The 20033-nt window shown below is 58.3% G+C and carries 19 protein-coding genes; 8 read left to right on the top strand and 11 right to left on the bottom strand.

Features of this window, described 5'->3' with window-relative positions; all coding sequences use genetic code 11:
* Positions 1-46 precede the first annotated feature (46 nt).
* Genes CF137_RS01230 through CF137_RS01220 form a run of 3 tightly spaced genes read left to right on the top strand, consistent with a single transcriptional unit; the run spans position 47 to position 3401 of the window.
* Entirely contained in the window at positions 47-1051 is a 1005-nt protein-coding gene (locus CF137_RS01230; RefSeq protein ID WP_101318056.1) for an HlyD family secretion protein, read from the top strand.
* A complete protein-coding gene (locus tag CF137_RS01225) occupies positions 1051-2205 on the top strand; it encodes an ABC transporter permease (RefSeq protein ID WP_139717337.1) in 1155 nt (384 codons plus the stop codon). Before CF137_RS01230 ends, CF137_RS01225 begins: the two co-directional genes overlap by 1 nt.
* Positions 2205-3401 carry an ABC transporter permease gene (locus tag CF137_RS01220; protein WP_139717335.1) on the top strand — a complete coding sequence of 399 codons (1197 nt, stop codon included), beginning with the start codon at positions 2205-2207 and terminating at the stop codon, positions 3399-3401. The genes CF137_RS01225 and CF137_RS01220 overlap by 1 nt, the downstream gene beginning before the upstream one ends.
* 118 nt (positions 3402-3519) lie before the next feature.
* On the opposite strand, the gene CF137_RS01215 is transcribed toward CF137_RS01220, so the two are convergent.
* From CF137_RS01215 to CF137_RS01205, 3 genes are all read right to left on the bottom strand, one after another.
* The gene (locus CF137_RS01215; protein ID WP_139717333.1) at positions 3520-4155 is read right to left on the bottom strand and encodes an NAD(P)-dependent oxidoreductase; all 636 of its coding nucleotides are present in this window, start codon (positions 4153-4155) and stop codon (positions 3520-3522) included.
* A 135-nt stretch (positions 4156-4290) separates the two neighbouring features.
* A complete protein-coding gene (locus CF137_RS01210; RefSeq protein WP_139717331.1) occupies positions 4291-5145 on the bottom strand; it encodes a DnaA ATPase domain-containing protein in 855 nt (284 codons plus the stop codon).
* Between the two features lie 71 nt (positions 5146-5216).
* Positions 5217-5903 (bottom strand): DnaT-like ssDNA-binding domain-containing protein, encoded by a 687-nt coding sequence (locus CF137_RS01205; RefSeq protein ID WP_139717329.1) that lies wholly within the window; start codon positions 5901-5903, stop codon positions 5217-5219.
* 237 nt (positions 5904-6140) lie between these two features.
* Here CF137_RS01205 and CF137_RS01200 point away from each other — a divergent pair, with 237 nt between their 5' ends.
* Positions 6141-7112: a response regulator gene (locus CF137_RS01200; protein ID WP_139690827.1), complete on the top strand. Its 972-nt coding sequence runs from the start codon at positions 6141-6143 to the stop codon at positions 7110-7112.
* Between the two features lie 74 nt (positions 7113-7186).
* Here the strand turns inward: CF137_RS01200 and CF137_RS01195 are convergent, their stop codons facing one another.
* From CF137_RS01195 to CF137_RS01175, 5 genes are all read right to left on the bottom strand, one after another.
* Entirely contained in the window at positions 7187-8584 is a 1398-nt protein-coding gene (locus CF137_RS01195; protein ID WP_139717327.1) for a peptide MFS transporter, read from the bottom strand.
* Between the two features lie 213 nt (positions 8585-8797).
* The gene (galU, locus tag CF137_RS01190) at positions 8798-9709 is read right to left on the bottom strand and encodes a UTP--glucose-1-phosphate uridylyltransferase GalU (RefSeq protein WP_139717325.1); all 912 of its coding nucleotides are present in this window, start codon (positions 9707-9709) and stop codon (positions 8798-8800) included.
* A 95-nt stretch (positions 9710-9804) separates the two neighbouring features.
* Positions 9805-10125 carry a ComEA family DNA-binding protein gene (locus tag CF137_RS01185; protein ID WP_139717323.1) on the bottom strand — a complete coding sequence of 107 codons (321 nt, stop codon included), beginning with the start codon at positions 10123-10125 and terminating at the stop codon, positions 9805-9807.
* A 379-nt stretch (positions 10126-10504) separates the two neighbouring features.
* Positions 10505-12676, bottom strand: coding sequence for a phosphate acetyltransferase (pta, locus tag CF137_RS01180; RefSeq protein WP_042018566.1), 2172 nt, complete (start codon positions 12674-12676; stop codon positions 10505-10507).
* A 53-nt stretch (positions 12677-12729) separates the two neighbouring features.
* Positions 12730-13932 carry an acetate kinase gene (locus tag CF137_RS01175; RefSeq protein ID WP_042018565.1) on the bottom strand — a complete coding sequence of 401 codons (1203 nt, stop codon included), beginning with the start codon at positions 13930-13932 and terminating at the stop codon, positions 12730-12732.
* A gap of 304 nt (positions 13933-14236) precedes the next feature.
* On the opposite strand from CF137_RS01175, the gene yfbV reads away from it, so the two are divergent.
* On the top strand, positions 14237-14677 hold the full coding sequence (yfbV, locus tag CF137_RS01170; protein ID WP_042018563.1) for a terminus macrodomain insulation protein YfbV: 441 nt from the start codon (positions 14237-14239) through the stop codon (positions 14675-14677).
* Positions 14678-14740: 63 nt separating this feature from the next.
* Here yfbV and CF137_RS01165 read toward each other — a convergent pair whose 3' ends face one another.
* The 3 genes from CF137_RS01165 to CF137_RS01155 form a co-directional block, all read right to left on the bottom strand.
* A complete protein-coding gene (locus CF137_RS01165) occupies positions 14741-15241 on the bottom strand; it encodes a YfbU family protein (RefSeq protein ID WP_139717320.1) in 501 nt (166 codons plus the stop codon).
* A gap of 161 nt (positions 15242-15402) precedes the next feature.
* Complete coding sequence (bcp, locus tag CF137_RS01160) at positions 15403-15867, bottom strand: thioredoxin-dependent thiol peroxidase (RefSeq protein WP_139717318.1); 465 nt, start codon at positions 15865-15867, stop codon at positions 15403-15405.
* 24 nt (positions 15868-15891) lie between these two features.
* The gene (locus CF137_RS01155; RefSeq protein WP_101346335.1) at positions 15892-16425 is read right to left on the bottom strand and encodes a glycine cleavage system transcriptional repressor; all 534 of its coding nucleotides are present in this window, start codon (positions 16423-16425) and stop codon (positions 15892-15894) included.
* Between the two features lie 205 nt (positions 16426-16630).
* Between CF137_RS01155 and dapA the strand changes: the two genes are divergently transcribed.
* The 3 genes from dapA to CF137_RS01140 all read left to right on the top strand — a co-directional run bounded on the left by dapA (position 16631) and on the right by CF137_RS01140 (position 19908).
* The gene (gene dapA, locus CF137_RS01150) at positions 16631-17518 is read left to right on the top strand and encodes a 4-hydroxy-tetrahydrodipicolinate synthase (RefSeq protein WP_101323752.1); all 888 of its coding nucleotides are present in this window, start codon (positions 16631-16633) and stop codon (positions 17516-17518) included.
* A complete protein-coding gene (bamC, locus tag CF137_RS01145; RefSeq protein ID WP_139717316.1) occupies positions 17511-18638 on the top strand; it encodes an outer membrane protein assembly factor BamC in 1128 nt (375 codons plus the stop codon). The genes dapA and bamC overlap by 8 nt, the downstream gene beginning before the upstream one ends.
* A 166-nt stretch (positions 18639-18804) precedes the next feature.
* On the top strand, positions 18805-19908 hold the full coding sequence (locus tag CF137_RS01140; protein ID WP_139717314.1) for a phosphoribosylaminoimidazolesuccinocarboxamide synthase: 1104 nt from the start codon (positions 18805-18807) through the stop codon (positions 19906-19908).
* The last annotated feature ends 125 nt before the right edge of the window (positions 19909-20033 follow it).

Here is a 20033-nt window from a genome sequence, read left to right as displayed (position 1 = left end):
TGTCTGTTTCGACCGTCAAGGGTCGCCAGTTTGTCGAGGTGAAGTGATGAGCCATCCCCCCATCAAAAAGAAGATGAGCCAGGGTAAACCGCTGTTGTTGCCATTGGCGTTGGTGATCCTGGTGGTGTGGCTGGGCTGGCGTTTCTGGCTGGCCTATCAGCCCGAGCCGGTGCATCTGCAAGGGCAGATCGAAGCGCAGCAATATTCGGTCTCCTCCAAGGTGCCCGGGCGTATTGACGAGGTGTTGGTGAAAAAGGGCGATCAGCTGAGTAAGGATCAGCCGGTCTTTACCCTGGCCAGTCCGGAAATTGAGGCCAAGCTGAGCCAGGCCAAAGCCGGTGAAGCGGCCGCAGGTGCCATGGCACAAGAGGCTGAAAAAGGGGCGCGTTCCCAGCAGATCGCGGCTGCCAAGGATCAGTGGCAGAAGGCCAAGGCCGCCGCCCAGCTGCGTGGCAAGACCTATGAACGGATCGCCAGTCTGCACCGAGATGGCGTGATGCCGCTGCAAAAGCGTGATGAGGCCTGGACTGCCTGGCAAGCCGCCAAGTACAGCGAAGGGATGGCGTGGCAGCAATATCAGATGGCGCTGGAAGGGGCGCGGGAAGAGACCAAGGTCGCCGCCCGTGAGAAAGCCAATATGGCGGCAGGCTCGGTAGCCGAGGTGGAGGCTTATCTGGCCGATACCCGCATCAATAGTCCCCATGGCGGCGAAGTGAGCCAGGTGCTGCTGCGCAGCGGTGAGCTGGCGCCACAAGGTTTTCCGGTGGTGACCCTGCTCGACATGAACGATGCCTGGGCCCAGTTCCATATTCGTGAAGATCTGTTGCCGCGTTTCACCGTGGATACCGAGTTTGATGCCCGTATCCCGGGCCTTGGCGACCAGATGGTGCGCTTCAAGGTGACCCATGTCGCGGTGATGGGGGATTTCGCTACCTGGCGTGCCACCGATACCCGTCAGGGCTTTGACATGAAGAGCTTTCAGGTGGAGGCCCGCCCGCTGCAACCGGTTGACGGGTTGCGGGTTGGCATGAGTGTGCTGGTCGAACTCTGATGGGACGTGAATTTCGGCTGCTGTGGCAGGACCCGTTTAGCCGCGCCCTGATGAGCTGGGTGCCGCTGCTGCTGATGGGGTTCCTCTGCTGGATCTTCTCGGCAGGGCTGGCCCGTGACCTCAAGGTGGGGCTGGTGGATCTGGATCGAAGCGTGCTGTCGCGCCAGCTCGCCTTCTCGCTGGATGGCTCGGCCGGGCTCAAGGTGGCCAATCAATTTGACTCCATCGATGCGGGGGCGCACGCCCTGCGCGGCGGCGACATCTATGCGCTGGTGGTGATCCCCAACCATCTGGAGCGGGATGCCCGTCAGGGCACCCAGCCGCAGGTGACGGTGTTCAACAACGGCCAGTTTATCCTGATCGCCAAGCTGGTCAGCTCGGCGCTGGCGCAGGTGGTGGGTACCCTCAACGGTCAGGTAGGCGTGCTGGCGGCGATGGCCGATGGCAAGGCGCTGCCCGGAGCGCTCGGGCAGTCGGTGCCCATCAGCAGTCAGATAACGGCGCTCTACAACCTCAACTCCAGCTATGCCCAGTTTCTGCTGAGTGCCATTCTGCCCGCGGTGTGGCAGATCCTGGTGGTGCTGTTTGGCCTCAATGCGCTGGCCCGCACCGATCGGCTGGGACTGGACTGGACCACCCGTGGTGTCTGGTTCGGCCTGTGGCGCACCCTGCTGCCCCACGTGCTGATTGGCTGGGGCTGGGGGATCATCTGGACGCTGCTGTTGTTCAAGGGCTTCTCCTATCCCATGCACGGCAGCTGGCTGGTGCTGGTGGTGGGGTTGGGGCTGGCCTCGGCCGCCTGCGTCACCATGGGGGCTTTTTTCTACTGCATCATTCGGGATCCGGCGCGCGCCCTGTCGCTGGCGGGGGCTTACACTGCGCCCGGTTTCGCTTTCATGGGGGTGACCTTTCCGGTGAGCGCCATGGGGGATTTTGCCCAATTCTGGCGCAGCCTGTTGCCGGTCTCCCATTATGTTGAACTGCAGATTGGCCAGAGCAACTACGGTTTGCCCCTCGTATCGGCGCTGCCGCAACTGGGGGCGTTATTGCTGTTCCTGCTCCCCCTGCTGCTGGTGGTGCGCCGTTATAAACAGCAGGCAGAGCTGGCCCGTCAATCAGCCGTAGTTGCAGTAGCAGAGAAGGAGCCGCAGTGATGCTTGGATTTGTTGATCTGTTGCGTTTAGAGCTGCGCACCCTGCTGGCGGATCGCGCCATCATGCTGACCCTGTTTGGCGGTGTGTTTTTCTATTCGTTCCTCTATCCCCAGCCCTATCTGCATCAGTTGCCGCGGGAAGAGGCGGTGGTAGTGGTCAACGAGGATGGCAGCCAGCTGTCGCGTCAGCTGGAGTTTATGGCCGATGCCACACCGCAGGTGAAGCTGGTGGCGCGGGCCCATTCGCTGGCCGAAGCGCGCCAGTTGATGATGGCCGGGGAGGCGAGCGGGATCCTGCACATTCCCAACCACTTCTATCGGGATCTGATGCAGGGCAAGAGCGTCACCCTGAGCTATGCCGGTGATGCTTCCTACTTTCTGGTCTACGGCACCATTGCCGAAGGGCTGGCGCAGGCCGGTGGCACCCTAGCCGCGCAGGTGAAGGTGGCGCGGCTGCTGAGTCATGGCGAGGCGCTGCCGCAAGCGACCATGGGCTGGAATGCGGTGGCCCTCAATGTGGTGCCGGTGTTCAACCCCACCATGGGCTACGTCAACTACGTAGTGCCGGCGGTGTTCGTGCTGATCCTGCATCAGGTATTGCTGATGGGGGCGGGGATCCTGGGGGCGACCCATAATCAGCGCAGTGGTCGGGGCGAAGCAGGTTATTGGCAAAGCGCGCCGGTACTGCCGCTGCTGCTGGCCAGAACGCTGGTAGTGGGGGGGCTTTTTGTGCTGCCAATTACCTACTTCCTCGGCTTCTGTTTCGATCACTACAACATCGCTCGCCATGCAGATCCGTTCGAGTTGTGGATCTTTACCCTGCCGTTTCTGCTGGCGACCTGCTGGCTCGGGGTGGTGCTGGGGGCCCTGTTTACTCGCAGGGATCTGCCCACTCAGGTGGTGCTGCTCTCCTCCCTGCCGCTGGTCTTTCTGGCGGGCTTTATCTGGCCGCTGGAGCTGATCCCGGCCCCCCTCAACTGGCTGGCTCAGTGGGTGCCCACTATCCCGGCCATCGAGGGTTTTCTGCGCCTCAACCAGATGGGAGCGGGCTTTGAGCAGGTGGCACACTACTGGTGGCAGCTGTGGGGACTGGCGCTGCTCTACGGCGCGCTGGCCTGCCTGCTGCTGCGCTGGCGGCAGCGGTCGCTGCCGGTGGCCAGCCAGCAGGTCATTCCGGGGGAAACGACCGCCGGTTAAGCGCCATGGTGCAAGCGCGCGTGAGATGGCGCGTGCAATAAAACGAGAAACGGTCAGCCGAAAGGCTGACCGTTTTGTTATGCGCTGGATCGGTGAAGATGATGGAGATGGAGCAGGTTTAGCCGCGCTGGAGCTCGGGATCGGCGATGGCGTAGATCTGCCCCACTGCCGTGTCATCTGCCAGCAGGTGCAGGCCTTGGGCGGCCACATCGGCACGGCGCACCAGTCCGTGTACCTCCTTACCCTGACTCAGCTCGGCGCGGCCGGTGGCGTCGCCATCCTGCAGGCCCGCCGGGCGCAGAATGGTCCACGCTAGGGGGCTGGTCTGCAGCCAGCTCTCCGCCAGACTCTTGAGGCGCACCTCGTGGCCGAAGGCGGCGCGGGCCCGCTCCGGCAGATATTGCCAGCTGTCGCCGCAGCCGAGAGAGGTGACCAGCAGCAGCCGCTTGAGGCCTGTCTGCTCCATGGCATCGATCACATGACGATTGCCTTGATAGTCCACCGGTGCTGTCTGGCGGAAGCTGCCAAGGGTGGAGACGACCTGTGCATCTTGCCCTGCCGCAATGCAGGCCTGCTGCACCGCAGCCAGATCCAGTGCATCTCCTTCGATAACCTCGACTCCCAGCGCGCGCAGTTCGGTGGCCATCTCGGTGCTGCGTACCAGCGCCACCACCCGATGACCCTCATTCAGGGCATGGTGAGTAAAGGCGCGTCCCAGCCCGCGGCTGGCTCCGAAAATCAGTGTGGTTGGCATAGCTGAGCTCCCTTGGCAAAAGGGGTTAGCCTAGTGGCTTGGTCGCTCGCTGTAAATGAGAGCTGTTTCTATTTGTGAGCTGACAGGGAGGAGAGAGTGCGATCCGCCAGCGACTCGCACCCGATGACAAGGGCATCAGCCGTTGTAGTTGCCGATGCTGGGGCGACGGCTGGGGCCGCTCAGGTGGATATCCACCGGGTTGAAGGCCTTGATCGCCTCGTAGCTGAAATCACCGATCGCCTGATGCAGGCTTTGGGGCGTATGGTTGGTGATGATGATGACGCTCTTTGACAGGTTGCGACGGCGGCGCAGCAGGTGGCCGAGGAAGCTGGACTGGCTCTCCGCCATCTTGGCGCGGTTGGCCGATACCTCGTCGATGATCAGCAGATCCACCTCTTCCAGCGCACGGCGGTACTGGTTGCGCTCATCCTGATCGGGAATCACGTTGAAGAAGAGGCGATCGACGATGGAGGCCCACTGCTGGAAGATCACCGATTTCTGGTGAAGTTCGATCAGCTCGTGTGCCACTGCGCCCGCCAGGGTCGACTTGCCGGTGCCATAGTCGCCATAAATCAGCATGCAGCCGCCACCGCTCTTCTCCCAGTGCTCGAAACCGCTGATAAAGTAACGGGCGGTTTCGACGGGATATTGTAGCGCGGGATCGTTGGCATCCATCTTTTCGAACACCCAGTCGGGGTTGAGGTCAGCCTGGGCAATCAGCTTCTGGATCCGCTCCTGACGGGCTGTCTTCTGCAGCTCGCGCACCTCGGCGTTGGCCTTGGCATCGTACTCTTTGCGCAGGGTCTCGTAATCATACTGGCCGCCGCCGGTCTCGGCCTGCAGGCGACGAATGCGCTCCAGCAGACCGCCAACGTGCTGGCTCAGCTCGGGATCGTGAATGCGATGATCCTGCTTGGCCTTGGCGATTCTCTTGCGCTTGGCTTCGATCTCTTCCAGCTCCTGGCGCAGGGGATCTTGCGGGTCAGTCATGGAATGCTCCTTCTGCTCGGTCAGGGATGGGTAGACAGGGGGTTGATTTTGCCTGCAGGCAGGGGCCGCTATCAATCATTATCCGGCTCCTGTTCCTGCGTTTGCTGTTGGGCCAGCCGCTTGGCCTCTTCGATCATCTGCTGGGCCCGTTTGCTCGGGCCAGCCTCGGCAGGGGCCGGCGTCACCTGCTGGTAACCCTGCTCCTCCATCGGCTTGCGGCGGGTATAGCGGCGGGTCTTGAGGGCGCGAATGAATTTGAGCATCCATTGATGCTGGGAGTCGAACACCTCGGGGCGCCCCAGCCAGTAGGCGATAAACTCCCCCAGATCCTCTTCGCTGTAGCTGGCATCGATCACCCCGCACAGGCGGGCGAGGGCGGGCAGCTCCTCATCCGGTCGCCACTGCAGGTGCATCTGGAAGGGGCGCTCCGGCAGCGGACTGCGCAGTTTCTGGACCAGTAGCGGTAGCAGAAACGGGCACTGATGGTAGTGCTCACTCTCTGCCTGTGCTTCGACCTGCAACAGCCCAGCCTCCATCAGCTCGTCGAACAGCTCGGTCAGCTGGCGGGCATTGACCTGAAACGAGAAACCGCTGGGATCACCCGGGTCGACCACCGCCAATGCGCGGCCAAGCTCGGGGTAGTTGAGCCTGGCCAGCTGATTTTCCTGCACCAGTCTGCGCAGTTGCAGGGTATAGAGGCTGCGTGCCGGATGGGACAATCTGGGGTGAGCAAGGGCGCTGTATTCGGCTGGGATCATGGTGTTCTTTGTGGTCCTACGTGGGGGCATTATCCCTTAAGGCGCCCACTTGCACAATTCAGATGGCGGTCTGAAGGGGTTGGATCACATCGCAAATGAACCGCTCGTGAACAGGGTTCTCCATTGAGCCATAACTGGATCCAGGTCTATTTTTGGCGCAGGGTTTCCGCGCTGACCGCACTTTTGAGCTAGTCTTAGTATCTAAATAACCAGTTGACTAATAAGGTTTTTATCAAGATGCCAAAAGCCGGGCTACGGATCCTGGTGGTGGAGGACGAGGCCGTTTTTCGCCACTCGTTAGTGAGTTACCTCGCACGGGACGGGGCCACAGTGTTTCAGGCCGAAGATGGCATTGAAGGACTATCGGCGGCGGCGCTCTACCATCCCGACGTGGTGCTGTGCGATCTCAATATGCCCAATATGGATGGCCATGAGGTGATAGCCTGTCTCGCTGCTCGCTATCCCCATATTCCGGTCATTGTCATCTCTGCCCAGAGCACCATGGAGGCGGTCGCCAGCGCCCTGCGCGCCGGTGCGCGGGACTATCTGCTCAAGCCCCTTGAGAATTTCGCGCTGGTCGAGCGCAGCATCGAGCAGTCCCTTAACGGCAGCGCTAACCGGGCGCAGCAGCTGGAGCTGATGGATCACATCGATTATTTCAGTGCCCATGACAAAGCCGCCAGCCGTCTGCTGGCAGGGCTGAAACCGCCAGGTTTGCAGGAGTGGGGCCCCTGGCAGGTCACGTTCAAGGGGTTGGGTCACCTGTTTATCCCCGATACCTTCAAGGTGGAGGACAAGCTGCTGGTGCTGGTGATGGAGCTGCCCATCATGGGCACGGATGCGGCATTTTGCGGGGCGCTGGTGCGATCTCTGATGAATGTGCCCTATCGCCAGTTTCAACAGCACCAGAGCCGGTTGCTGAGCCAACCGCACCGGTTGCTCGACTACCTTAACCATCAGTTGATGGCATCCGGTTTGCGCCACTCTTTTGCCATGGCGGCGCTGTTGTTTGATCAGCACGATGGGCTGGTGTTCGCTAATGCCGGACTCACCTCTCCCCACTGGTTGATGCGCTCCGGCGGCTTGCCCCTTGGCTTGATGCGCAGCAGCCACTACGCCCTGCACAAGCGCAGCTGGCATGAACCCTTTGCTCTGCAGTTTCGTAGTGACAGCGGCGGATCGCTGGATGTGCAGGTACGCCATCACTGATGCCGCCTGACCACAGGCCAAAACAAACAGGGCGCCTATCGGCGCCCTGTTTGTTATTTACAATCCTGACCGTGTTAGACGGCGGCGGACTGCAGTTTCTTGTCTTGAGCTTGCGGCTCTTTGGCCGGGCCTTCGGCACCGTGCATCCAGTAGACCAGGCGGTTAGCCATGGTCAGCAGGATCAGGGCGCTCAGCACCGCAGCCAGGGCGATGCCACCGAAGATGGCAATCGGACCCGCTTCACCAACGAAGGAGCCGATAAAGCCGGCTGCATAGTTAGCCAGAGCAACGAAGCCGAACCAGGCTCCCATCATCAGGGAGGCCAGGCGCAGCGGAGCCAGCTTGGTCACCATAGACAGACCGATCGGGGAGAGGCAGAGCTCGCCCAGGGTGTGGAACAGATAAGCACCCACCAGCCAGAACATGGAGGTCTTGACTGCTTGATCGCCACCTTGCTGCAGCACCGCGCCGATCATGAACAGGAAGCCGACAGCCAGGAACAGCAGACCCATGGCAAACTTGACCGGAGAGTTCGGCTCTTTCTTGCCGAGCTTGATCCAGATGGCTGCCACTATGGGGGCCAGAGTGATGATAAAGAACGGGTTCAGGGACTGGAACCAGGCGGTCGGCACTTCGAAGCTGCCGATCATCCGGTCGGTATACTCCTGGGTGTAGAGGTTCATCAGACCACCGGCCTGCTCGAAACCGGCCCAGAAGATGATGGTAAACAGGCCCAGTACCAGAATAACTTTGATGCGATCCACTTCCTGCTTGGTCAGTGGCGCTTTTTGCTCATGGGTACGCAGGGCTGCAGCACGCTGGGCGGCGGTGACGCGACCTATGTTGCCGAGGAAACGCTGGGCCATGGTGGCCTGGATCACCAGAGAGAGCAGCATGCCGATACCGGCGCCGACGAAGGCCGCTTGCCAGCCGTAGGCAGTGGCGGCAGCACCACAGATTACGCCTGCCAGCAGGGAACCCAGGTTGATGCCCATGTAGAAGATGGTGAAGGCACCATCACGGCGGTGATCGCCCTCTTCATAGAGGTCACCCACCATGGTGGAGATGTTCGGTTTGAACAGGCCGTTACCCACGATCAGCAGCGCGAGCCCGGCGTAGAACATGGTGTTGACCATATCCGGGAACATGGCATGGGGCAGTGCCAGAGTGAATTGACCCGCAGCCATCAGCACGGCACCGATCAGGATGGCGCGACGTTGACCCAGGAAGGTGTCTGCCAGCCAGCCGCCAATCAGCGGAGTGATATAAACCAGACCGGTATAGATACCGTAGAGTTTGAGGGCATCTGCCTGACTCCAGCCCAGACCGCCGTTGGCAGTCAGGTCAGTCAGATAGAGCACCAGCACGGCACGCATGCCGTAATAGGAGAATCTCTCCCACAGTTCGGTACTAAAGAGCAAAAAAAGCCCTTTAGGGTGACCTAAAAAGGTCCCTTTTGACGGGTTATTCATTGGAACTTCCACCTGTGTCTTATATTTTTTTGAGTTTTTTATGCAAGGGCGAGAAACACGCCTCAATCCTTATAGAACATGTGTGAATAAATTACAACATTATGATTTGCTGAGAATTTATTTGTCAGAGATTGATAAGATGTTGCATAAATGAAAAAGGAGCATCGAATGATGCTCCTTGAATACTTCTATAGAAAACAGATTTTGCAGCTATTACAACTGTTTGACGAACTGCTTCAGCCAATCGGTAAATTCACCATTCAGTTCGGCGTGACGTACCGCATACTGCACATTGGCTTTCATATAGCCGAGCTTGCTGCCGCAATCGTGGCTCTTGCCTTTCATGAAGTAGGCGTTGACCTGTTCTTGCTCCATCAGCATGGCGATGGCGTCAGTTAACTGGATCTCGTCGCCAGCACCGGCCGGGGTTTTCTCCAGCAGTGGCCAGATATTGGAAGAGAGCACATAGCGGCCCACTACCGCCAGATTGGAAGGGGCTTCGTCCCGGGGCGGCTTCTCGACAATGGCTTGCATCGGCAGGGACATCCCCTCGCTCAGAACCTCGCCCCTGATGTCGGCAATGCCGTACTTGTCCACTTCGCTCGCGGGCACCGCTTCCACCATGATCTGGCTGATCTGGTTCTCTTCGAACATATGCACCATCTCGGCCAGATTGTCCTGCTTGAGGTTGCTGGCAACCTCGTCGATCAGCACATCCGGCAGCAGCACGGCGAAGGGGTTGTCACCGATCAGCGGACGAGCGCACAGCACCGCGTGGCCCAGACCTTTGGCCTCGCCCTGGCGGACGTGCATGATGGTGACGTCTTTCGGGCAGATCTGTTGTACCTCTTCCAGCAGCTGGCGTTTGACCCGCTTCTCGAGGGTCGCTTCCAGCTCGAAGCTCTTGTCGAAGTGGTTTTCGATGGAGTTCTTGCTTGAGTGGGTGACCAGAATGATCTCCTTGATCCCGGCCGCGATCGCTTCGCGCACCACATACTGGATCAGCGGTTTGTCGACTACCGGCAGCATCTCTTTCGGGATGGCTTTGGTGGCTGGCAACATGCGGGTACCCAGGCCAGCTACCGGAAACACAGCCTTGCGAACGATCAGAGGAGTCTTTTTCATGGAAAACTATCCAGAGAGATGAAAGTGCCGCCATGATACTCCAAGAAAAATGGGGCAGCCACCGGCTGCCCCATTTGCAACTGTTCCAGTCGACATTATTTGACGACAATCATCTCCCTGTTTGCATCTAGCGTGGCCGGACCTATGCCATTGACATCTGCCAGCTGATCGACCGAGGTGAATTTTCCCTGCTTATCACGGTAATCTATGATGGCTTGCGCCTTTTTGTCACCAATGCCTTTGAGGCTGGTGAGTTCGGCAAGGGTCGCCGTATTGATATTCAGTTTGCCGTCCTCCTTGGCGGCAGTGGTTGTGGTGGTCTGCTTGGGCGCAGTTTTCTCCGCTGCCAGCACGGGTTGGCTGAACAGGGGCAAGCAGGCCAGCAGCATGACTGCAGAGAGCTTCTTCATCAGCATTTCCATTCCTCCTTGATGTGGATGTTGCCGAGCGGCACATTGAGAAATAGCGTATCGAACGGGTCTTTTTTACTGCAATTTCTAACAGGTCAGATCGCCATGCCGATGGTGGACAAATTTGCTATAAGCGCTCCGCTATGAATGCCCTCATACGTTCAACCTTATGATCTTGAATGTATTTAATATGCATCTTTAATATGGCGAGCACGCTTCCCCGAGATGCTCTGCTCAAGTCGTTGCTGGTGCGCTGGATGAGATTATTCTGCGCAATACTGCGCTGATGGTATGTTTCGCTGGTGTTTAAGGGATCATTAATAAAAAAGGCTGCTCACCAACGGTGAGCAGCCTTCGAGATCGGTTTTTTCAGGTAACGGGCTGATTACTCAGCTTGGGCAGCCTGAATACCGGTCAGGGCGATGGTGTAGACGATGTCGTCAACCAGGGCACCACGAGAGAGGTCGTTGACCGGCTTGCGCATGCCTTGCAGCATAGGGCCGATGGAGACCAGGTCAGCAGAGCGCTGTACCGCCTTGTAGGTGGTATTACCGGTGTTCAGGTCAGGGAACACAAACACGGTCGCTTTACCAGCAACCGGTGAGTTCGGCGCCTTGGACTTGGCCACGTTCTCCATGATGGCCGCGTCATACTGCAGCGGGCCGTCGATGATGAGGTCCGGGCGCTTGGCTTTGGCCAGCTCAGTCGCGGCACGCACTTTCTCTACATCAGCACCGGCGCCAGAGGTACCGGTAGAGTAGGAGATCATGGCTACGCGCGGCTCGATGCCGAAGGCGGCAGCGGAGTCAGCAGACTGGATGGCGATCTCGGCCAACTGCTCGGCAGTCGGATCCGGGTTGATCGCGCAGTCACCGTAAACCAGCACCTGGTCAGGCAGCAGCATGAAGAAGATGGAGGAGATCAGTGAGGCGCCCGGAGCGGTCTTGATGATCTGCATCGGCGGACGGATGGTGTTGGCAGTGGTGTGCACCGCGCCAGAAACCAGGCCGTCAACTTCGTTGCGCTCCAGCATCATGGTACCCAGTACCACGTTGTCTTCCAGCTGTTCGCGGGCAACCACTTCGGTCATGCCCTTGCTCTTGCGCAGCTCGACCAGACGCGGCACATAGCGCTCGCGCACCATGGCCGGATCGATGATCTCGACACTGCTGCTCAGCACTACGCCTTGCTGTTCGGCAACGCGACGGATCTCTTCCGGGTTGCCCAGCAGCACCGGACGGGCGATGCCACGCTCGGCACAGATGGCGGCAGCCTTGATGGTGCGTGGCTCTTCACCTTCCGGCAGCACAACACGCTTGTTAGCCTGACGGGCCAGCTCGGTCAGTTGATAACGGAATGCTGGCGGGCTCAGACGACGGGAGCGGGTAGAGCTGACGGTCAGCGACTCGATCCAGTGCTTGTCGATGTGGCCAGCCACATAATCCTGCACCAGCTCGATACGCTCGCGGTCATCTTCCGGAATATCGACGTTGAAGTTCTGCAGGCTGACTGCGGTTTGCCAGGTGTTGGTGCCGGTGATCATGATCGGCAGACCGGTGGCCATAGCCTGTTGACACAGGGCCATCACTTGCGGTTCCGGATGATAGTTGCCGGTCAGCAGCAGGGCACCCAGCTTGACGCCGTTCATGGCGGAGAGGCAGGCAGAGACGATGACGTCAGAGCGGTCGCCAGAGGTCACCAGCAGGCTACCCGGACGGAAGTGCTCAACCATGTTGTGGATGGAGCGGGCACAGAAGGTCACGGTCTGCAGACGACGGCTGTCCAGCTCACCCTTATGCAGGATCTTGGCCGCCAGATGCTTGGCGAGATCCTTGGCACGGGGGGCGATCAGCTGGGTGTTCCAGGGGATGCAACCCAGAATGCGCAGCGGGCTCTTGCCAAATACCTGCAGCACTTCCAGATTGTGGGCCGCTTCAGACATGTGGTGATGGGCTTCGAACATCTCGGTCAGATCAGGGCGGGTCACGCCATGCTCGTCAACCGGGGCGCCGACCTTGTTGATGACGCAACCAACGATCCGGGGGTTGTTGACACCACCGAAGTTGGAGCAGGCCAGCTCGATACGCTCTTTCAGCTTCTGGCTGGAGTCATGGCCCGGATGGGTCACGAATACCATGTCAGCGTCCAGCGCTTTAGCGACGTCGTAGTTCAGCTTGTTGGCAAAGGGCTGCTTGTCGGTCGGCACCATGCCTTCGACAACCAGCACTTCGGCACCACTGGATTTTACGTGCTCTTCGAAGCGGGCAACGATCTCTTCCAGCAGGATATCGGTATTGCTGGAGCTGATCATGTTCTCGGCATAGGAGAGAGTGAACGGCTCGGGCGGGTTGATGTTGGCAGCTGCACGGATAACGGCGGTGGAGCGCTCGGTACCGGTTTCACCCGGACGCGGCTGAGCGACCGGTTTGAAGAAGCTGACATTGACACCGTGACGTTCCATAGCGCGAACCACGCCAAGACTCACGGAAGTTACGCCGACACCAGTGCCGACCGGGATAAGCATAATAGTGCGTGCCACTTTATACCCCTTGTTCATTTTTTGGGATCAGGAAAAGGCCGCCCTGGGGCGGCCTCGAGTTACTGCATCAATTAAGCGCCAATCAGTTCCAGCGCATCGTGGGCAATGACCCACTCTTCATTGGTCGGGATAACCAGGGCCTTGGTGGAGCCAGCCTTGGTGATCTCGCCACCCTTGCCGAAGCGGGCAGCCAGGTTGGCGTCGTGATCAACGTCAAAGCCCAGCAGACCCAGCTTGTTCAGGGTGATTGCACGGATCGGTGCGGAGTTTTCACCGATACCACCGGTGAAGACCACGGCATCCAGACGACCGTCCATGGCAGCGGCGTAAGCACCGATGTACTTGGCCAGGCGGTAGCAGTAAACATCCATGGCACGCTTGGCTTCTTCTTTGCTGTCGTAGTTGTCTTCAACGAAACGGCAGTCGGAGGTCACTTCGGTCAGACCCAGCAGGCCGGACTCTTTGGTCAGCATGGTGTTGATATCAGCAACGCTCATGCCCAGCTTGTCGTGCAGGAAGAAGATGATGGCCGGGTCCAGATCGCCGGAGCGGGTGCCCATCACCAGGCCTTCCAGCGGGGTCAGACCCATGGAGGTATCAACAGACTGGCCATTCTTGATGGCGCAGACGGAACCGCCGTTGCCCAGGTGGCAGTTGATGATGTTCAGCTCGGAAACCGGCTTGTTCAGCTGCTTGGCAGCTTCCAGGCTGATGTAGTAGTGGCTGGTGCCGTGGGCGCCGTAGCGACGGATGCCGTTCTCTTTGTAGAGCTTGTACGGCAGAGCGTACAGGAAGGCTTCTTGCGGCATGGTCTGGTGGAACGCGGTGTCGAATACGGCCACGTTCTTGTCAGCCAGCGCCGGGAATACACGGCGAGCTTCACGGATACCGATCAGGTGAGCCGGGTTGTGCAGCGGTGCGTACGGCACGGCGGCTTCGATGCCAGCGATGACGTCTTCGCAGATGACGACGGAGGAGGTGAAGCGCTCACCGCCGTGTACTACACGGTGACCGATAGCGATCAGGTTTTTGGCCAGTTCCGGATTGAGCGGCAGGATCTTGTTGACGATGAAGTCCAGCGCTTCCTGGTGAGCGGCACCAGCGCCCAGATCGGCACTGCCTTTCTCGCCATTCAGTTTCCACTTGATGCGGGCGTCGTCGAGGCCGAAGCACTCTGCCAGGCCGGACAGCAGGTCATCACCGGTGGTTGCGTCAATGACAGCAAACTTCAGGGAAGAGCTGCCACAGTTAAGAACAAGAACCAGCTTACTCATGAATAAATCCTATCGCAGATTGGGGGGTGTAGGCGGATGCGTTGGACGTTGTGCGTCCAAAAAATTTCAACTAATCCTTATGAGGGTTGGCAATCTATTGCTTGCCCCTTGTATAGTGATACAAGACCCGAAATCCAGACGTCCCTGACAGGTCAATAGCGAGATGCTTTTGACGCAAAAATGGGCGTACAAAGGATAACCCGATTGTTGAAAAATAACAAAGTCATCCTCAACCTTTGTTATTTTGCATCAAATTTTGTCGCGGTTTTGCCGTTGTTACGTTCAAAAAGCGCTCGGAGGTAGTATGAGCATGAACATTTTTGGAACCAAGTTACAGCAAGGGCGTCATTATATGACGCTTTGGCCGCGCCGTCCCGAGCTCAATTCGATGTTTCCTGAAAATCGGGTGATCAAGGCTACCGAATTTTCCCTCAAGGTTATACCTGCCTTGGCAGTGCTCAGCGTGATGTTGCAGTTCCAGTTTGGCGAGCTGCACTACTGGCCTTCCGTCATTACTTCGGTACTGTTTCTGCTCAGCTTGCCGCTGCAGGGCTACTACTGGCTCGGTCATCGAGCAGATACTCGTTTGTCCCCTTCTCTTGCCAGCTGGTATCGGGAGATCAACGGCAAGATGAACGAGCAGGGGGGGCGCCGTCCGCTGGTCTCCCAGCCGCGCTATGAGGAGCTGGCCGATACCCTCAAGGCCGCCTTCCAGCAGCTCGATAAATCCTTTCTCTACGAATAAACCCCCTTCTATACAAAAAGGCGCCGCTGGCGCCTTTTTTGCTGCTTGGTGATGGCGTGAGGATCAGGCCGCCAGCACCTTGCGGACCTCTTGAATGGAGAGCTTGTACTGACGGGGGCACTGACGCCATACCTGCAGCATCCGCTGGTATTTGTCGCGCATGGCGATGTCGCTGGAGAGTTCGTCGCACGGGCACTTGAGCTCAGGGAAGCGCTTGTCTACCTCCAGCAGGAAGCAGACATAGTCGGCCAGCTCACGCTCCTGGCTGCGGCTGTAGCCATTGAACTCCAGACGGCTGGCGTTGATTTCGCCCTGATCGGCCGCATCCAGATTACCCCATGAGATAGCCAGCGCGTGGTGCAGCTCCAGGGTATCGATTACTTCCTGGCAGGTCGCCAGATCCAGATGGCTGAAGCTCTTCTCCAGCTCGAGGATCTGCAGGCAGTAGCCGCGCTCGATGATGGTGCTGGCACGTTGATAGAAAGCCGCTTTTTCAGGGTTGAGTTTCGCCAGGATTTCGTACTGGTTGCTCAGGATCAAACGCTCGGTGTTGCTCATGTTCATGGGGTATCTCGCTGGAAGATGATTCTGGGGTCACGTTAACCCATATATAAAATGAATTTTTTGATCTGAGCGGGGATTGGTGAGAAAAATCAGCGGGCAAGAGGCTATTCGCCAGACAACAAAGGCCCGCGTGGCAGGCCTTTCAATGACGCAGGGGAGGGTTATCCCTTGAGGAAATTCAACACCACCTGATGGTGATCGCTGGTTTTGAACTTGTCGAAGTGGTGGGCAATCTTGCCCTCTTCGTCGATCAGGAAGCTCTGGCGGTGAATACCGTCATACTCCTTGCCCATGAACTTTTTCGGGCCCCAGACGCCAAACGCATCGGCAACGGCGTGATCCTCATCGGCCAGCAGGGTGAAGTTGAGCTGATCCCGCTCTTCGAACTTCTTCAGCCGTTTGGCCGGATCCGGACTGATGCCGAGCACCACCACATTGAGGGCGGCCAGCTCGGCATTGACGTTGCGCAGCTCACAGGCTTGGGTGGTGCAGCCAGGGGTCATCGCCTTGGGATAGAAGTAGACCAGTACCTTGTTGCCGCGCAGGTCAGCGAGGCTGACAGGATTGCCATTCTGATCAGGCAGGGAGAACGCGGGGGCGGGGCTGCCAGCTTGTAATGGTTGCATGGGGTCTCCTCGGGTAAAACGCCCTCAGGCGTGTTTGCGATTGACGATAAATTCGAACGATTCGGCACCCAGTACACCACAGAATGCCGCGAAGGCGGTTTGTGAACCTTCGACTTCCCCTGCTCGGGCCAGATTGAGCTGAAAACTGATCTTGAGCAGGTTGAACGGCTGCTGCTCCAGGGTCATGGATTGCATCGCCTGGATGTTCCAGCCATGTTCGCTGAAGAACTGGGTGCACTGGCTTACGATGCCGGGCTGGTCGCGGATCAACAGTTCGGCACTGGCGCCGATATCATACTGCAGGGAGTGGTGGCGCTCGGTGCGCTTCATCATGGTGATGAGGTCCCACTCCTGGCTGCGCAGGGGCAGGCTGATCTCGAGTTGCATCATGCTGTTCCAGTCGCCCGAGAGCAGCATGATAAAGGTAAATTCATTGCCGAAGATGCCAAGGCGGCTGTCGACGATGTTGCAACCACAGCCACTGACGTGGCGGGTCACTTCATTGACGATGCCAGGCCTGTCCGTGCCGATGGCCGTTACGACCAGGTAATGAGTCATAAATCTTCTCTCGTCCATTATTTTGTTGCGAAAGCGACCGTGGCAAGCTAACCCTCTGGCCGTGATGACCACTCCCTGATGGGCGCCGCCGACTTTCGTTCATTACTTTTTGTGGCGGATGGTATCACGGCTTATCCCCTCTCTCCCTTGTTTTTAAAAGGGGGCAGCTTTACCATTACGCCCCTGAAAATCGGGAGAAATATCCATGTTACGCGGTAGTATTGTTGCGCTCGTTACCCCCATGCTGGCTTCAGGTGAAGTCGACTGGGCCAGTCTGGCCAAGCTGGTCGACTATCATGTCAGCGCCGGGACCAGCGCCATTGTTGCGGTGGGTACCACAGGGGAATCGGTGACCCTGAGCGAGCAGGAGCATATCGCCGTTGTTGAAAAGACCGTTGAGTATGCCGCCGGTCGCATCCCCGTCATCGCCGGTTGCGGCTCCAATAATACCGCCCATGCCATTGAATTGACCAAACGGCTGGCCAAAACCGGTGTAGTGGCAGGTCTCTCGGTTACCCCTTACTACAACAAACCTACCCAAGAGGGCCTCTATCGCCACTATTGTGCGATCGCCGAGGCTAGTGGTCTGCCCCAAATTCTTTATAATGTGCCCGGTCGCACCTGCTGCGATCTCAAACCGGAGACCGTAGCCCGTCTGGCCAAGGTTCCCGGCATTATCGGTTTGAAAGAGGCGACCGGTGATTTGAGCCGCACCCCGTTATTGCGTGAGCTGTGCGGGCCGGAGTTTGCCCTTTACAGTGGCGACGATGCCACTGGTTGTGATTTTATGCTGCAAGGTGGCGATGGTGTTATCTCGGTTACCACCAATATTGCAGCGGCCCAGATGGCCGACATGTGTCGTGCTGCGCTGACCGGTCATGCCGGACAGGCCCATGACATCAACAATCTCTTGATGCCGTTGCATCAGACTCTGTTCTGCGAACCGAGTCCTACCCCGGTGAAATGGGCCTGTGCCCAGCTGGGGTTGATTGCAACAGCAACCTTGCGTTTGCCGCTGGTTGACCTCACTGCCGAGGGCGAACAAGCGATGGCGCGAGCACTGACCACTGCGGAGTTGATGGCGAGTGTTTAAATCAAATGGAAAGGGAAATAGAGCCCGTCTGGTGCTGAGTGTTGCGACCGTAGCCGTATTGGCTGGTTGCAGCACCCCCCAGGATCGCAAAATGGCCAACCGGGGCTTCGAATATGAAGATGCCCGTCTCGAGGGCCGTGCGTTCTTGATCCCCGCAGGATTGAGCGCCCCCACTTTCAACAGCCAGTACGATATCCCGCCGTTGCCCGAGAGCAGCCGTGAAGGTGCCCTCGGCGCCAAGATTGACGTGCGTCCGCCTGCCCAGCTGCTGACCGTGGTACCGGGCAGTCAGGTGGTGCAAACCGCCAGCGAGCCAACCGTGGCCTTCTATGCCCTGAGCACCAGCCAGAGCGTGGAGCGTGATACCTGGTCGTTCCTGATGAACTTCCTAGCCAAATACAAGGTGACCACCGAGAAGCTGGATCAGCAAGATGGCGTATTGCAAACCGGTTGGTTTGACAACACGGTTGCCCTCGATGGCTGGGGTGAAGATGACGAAGATTTCAAAATCCGTCAGCGTTACCAGTTCACTTTGCGCAACGATGTGCAGCGCCACGCTGTCAACATGTCGGTGCGGGTGCTGGATCATGAAGAGACCATCGATGGTGAGAGCAGTAACAAGCTGACCTCTGCCGATGCTCAGCGTTACGCCGCCCGGGTGCTGAACCAGTTCTCCCTCTATTACGACCAGCAGTTGAAAGCGCGCGAACAGCACAAGTCCAACGATGGTATGGCTCTGCAACTGGGGCTGGACAACAACGAGCTGAGCGCCTGGATTGCCGAAGGATCCTTTGATCAGGTGTGGCGTCGCCTTAATCAGGTACTGCCCGCTTACGGCTTCATCATCAAGGACACCCAGCAGTCACTGGGCTGGATCGACGTCGAGTACGAAGAGCCGGGCGCCAAGTTCTGGAAAGAGAAGGGTAGTGAACCGTTCAAACTGGAGGAGGAGAAGTTCCGCTTCCAGCTGGGCGAGATGGCGGGGGGCAAGACCTCCATCACCTTGTTCGACAAGGATAAAAAGCCGGTCTCGTCCGGGGTCATCTCCCAGATGTATATCAGCCTGTCCGAGGCGTTCGCCAAAGGGCTGGCCGATCAGGCAGCAGCAAAAGCAGAATAAATACAGGGGCCTTGTGCCCCTGTTTTTATATCGGGATCCCTCTGCAAACGAGGGGAATGGTGCATGTTTTCAATGATGTGAGCCCCCTTGCCATCACGTGGTAACCCGTTGATGGGAAACGTGGCTTGCGATGTTTACCCCCCACAAACAGGAAGAGTTATCAGCCATGAGTCTTGCAGATCAAGTATTGGCGGTGAATGACGATTTGCCGATCCGTACCGATAAACCTGTCCATTCCGGCAAAGTGCGCAGCGTCTACTGGTTGACCCCGGCAGACAGTGCCCGGCTCATCAAAGAGAAAGGCTATGATGTGCCAGCCGATGCGCCCCTCGCCCTCATGGTGATCAGTGACCGCATCTCGGCCTTCGATTGCATCTGGCAAGGTGTGGATGGCCTGAACGGTGTACCGGGCAAAGGGGCGGCGCTCAACGCCATCTCCAGCCACTGGTTCAAGCTGTTCAAGGAGAAGGGACTGGCCGATAGCCACATTCTGGATATTCCGCACCCCTTCGTCTGGATCGTGCAAAAAGCCCGTCCGGTGATGATCGAGGCCATTGCCCGCCAGTACATCACCGGCTCCATGTGGCGAGCCTACAAGGATGGTGAGCGCGAGTTCTGCGGCATCACCCTGCCAGAAGGGCTCAAAAAAGATCAGAAGCTGCCGGAGATCCTTATCACCCCGTCCACCAAGGGCGTGCTGAAAGGGCTGGATGGTGTGCCAGAAGCCGATGACGTCAACGTCTCCCGTGCCGATATCGAGCGCCACTATAAAGGCTTCAACTTCAGCAAACCGGCCGACATCGACCGCTACGAAGTGCTGCTCAAAGAGGGCTTCAACGTCATCAGCGACGCGCTGACCGCGCTGGATCAGATCTTCGTCGATACCAAGTTCGAGTTTGGCTACGTTCACGATGCGGCGGGCAACGAGAAGCTGATCTACATGGACGAAGTGGGTACCCCCGACAGCTCCCGTATCTGGGATGGCGCGGCCCTGCGCGACGGTCAGATTGTCGAGAAGTCCAAAGAGGGTTTCCGTCAGTGGCTGCTGAACCACTTCCCGGATCCGGACATCCTGCTCAACAAGAACCGCATGCCGGAACGTTTTGCCCTGGCCCGCGATAACAAGCTGCCGACCGAAGTGATGATGGATATCTCCAACACCTACGTCGGGATCGCCGAGAAGATCATTGGCCACAAGCTGGTGCGCTCTGCCAATCCCAAGCAGGAGATCATCGAGGTATTGCGCGAACAATACGGTCTGATCGACTAAGGCTTGCTCTCTTTTGTTGTTGCCAATAAACAAACGTTTGCTGGTGGCGAAGGAGAGAGGCAGAGAAACAGACGGGCCCCGCTGCGGGGCCCGTTTTTATTGCTGGTCTGGTGGCAAGCGAGCGG

The organism is Aeromonas sobria (assembly GCF_006243315.1).
Taxonomy (GTDB): domain Bacteria; phylum Pseudomonadota; class Gammaproteobacteria; order Enterobacterales; family Aeromonadaceae; genus Aeromonas; species Aeromonas sobria_A.
Note: the sequence above shows the minus strand (reverse complement) of the source record. Positions and strands in the feature narration are given on the sequence as shown.

Excerpts from the sequence above, each read along its gene's own strand:
- CF137_RS01230 (WP_101318056.1), top strand. The coding sequence starts at position 47 with ATGAGCCATCCCCCCATCAAAAAGAAGATGAGCCAGGGTAAACCGCTG.
- CF137_RS01225 (WP_139717337.1), top strand. The coding sequence starts at position 1,051 with ATGGGACGTGAATTTCGGCTGCTGTGGCAGGACCCGTTTAGCCGCGCC.
- CF137_RS01220 (WP_139717335.1), top strand. The coding sequence starts at position 2,205 with ATGCTTGGATTTGTTGATCTGTTGCGTTTAGAGCTGCGCACCCTGCTG.
- CF137_RS01215 (WP_139717333.1), bottom strand. The coding sequence starts at position 4,155 with ATGCCAACCACACTGATTTTCGGAGCCAGCCGCGGGCTGGGACGCGCC.
- CF137_RS01210 (WP_139717331.1), bottom strand. The coding sequence starts at position 5,145 with ATGACTGACCCGCAAGATCCCCTGCGCCAGGAGCTGGAAGAGATCGAA.
- CF137_RS01205 (WP_139717329.1), bottom strand. The coding sequence starts at position 5,903 with ATGATCCCAGCCGAATACAGCGCCCTTGCTCACCCCAGATTGTCCCAT.
- CF137_RS01200 (WP_139690827.1), top strand. The coding sequence starts at position 6,141 with ATGCCAAAAGCCGGGCTACGGATCCTGGTGGTGGAGGACGAGGCCGTT.
- CF137_RS01195 (WP_139717327.1), bottom strand. The coding sequence starts at position 8,584 with ATGAATAACCCGTCAAAAGGGACCTTTTTAGGTCACCCTAAAGGGCTT.
- galU (WP_139717325.1), bottom strand. The coding sequence starts at position 9,709 with ATGAAAAAGACTCCTCTGATCGTTCGCAAGGCTGTGTTTCCGGTAGCT.
- CF137_RS01185 (WP_139717323.1), bottom strand. The coding sequence starts at position 10,125 with ATGCTGATGAAGAAGCTCTCTGCAGTCATGCTGCTGGCCTGCTTGCCC.
- pta (WP_042018566.1), bottom strand. The coding sequence starts at position 12,676 with ATGAACAAGGGGTATAAAGTGGCACGCACTATTATGCTTATCCCGGTC.
- CF137_RS01175 (WP_042018565.1), bottom strand. The coding sequence starts at position 13,932 with ATGAGTAAGCTGGTTCTTGTTCTTAACTGTGGCAGCTCTTCCCTGAAG.
- yfbV (WP_042018563.1), top strand. The coding sequence starts at position 14,237 with ATGAGCATGAACATTTTTGGAACCAAGTTACAGCAAGGGCGTCATTAT.
- CF137_RS01165 (WP_139717320.1), bottom strand. The coding sequence starts at position 15,241 with ATGAACATGAGCAACACCGAGCGTTTGATCCTGAGCAACCAGTACGAA.
- bcp (WP_139717318.1), bottom strand. The coding sequence starts at position 15,867 with ATGCAACCATTACAAGCTGGCAGCCCCGCCCCCGCGTTCTCCCTGCCT.
- CF137_RS01155 (WP_101346335.1), bottom strand. The coding sequence starts at position 16,425 with ATGACTCATTACCTGGTCGTAACGGCCATCGGCACGGACAGGCCTGGC.
- dapA (WP_101323752.1), top strand. The coding sequence starts at position 16,631 with ATGTTACGCGGTAGTATTGTTGCGCTCGTTACCCCCATGCTGGCTTCA.
- CF137_RS01140 (WP_139717314.1), top strand. The coding sequence starts at position 18,805 with ATGAGTCTTGCAGATCAAGTATTGGCGGTGAATGACGATTTGCCGATC.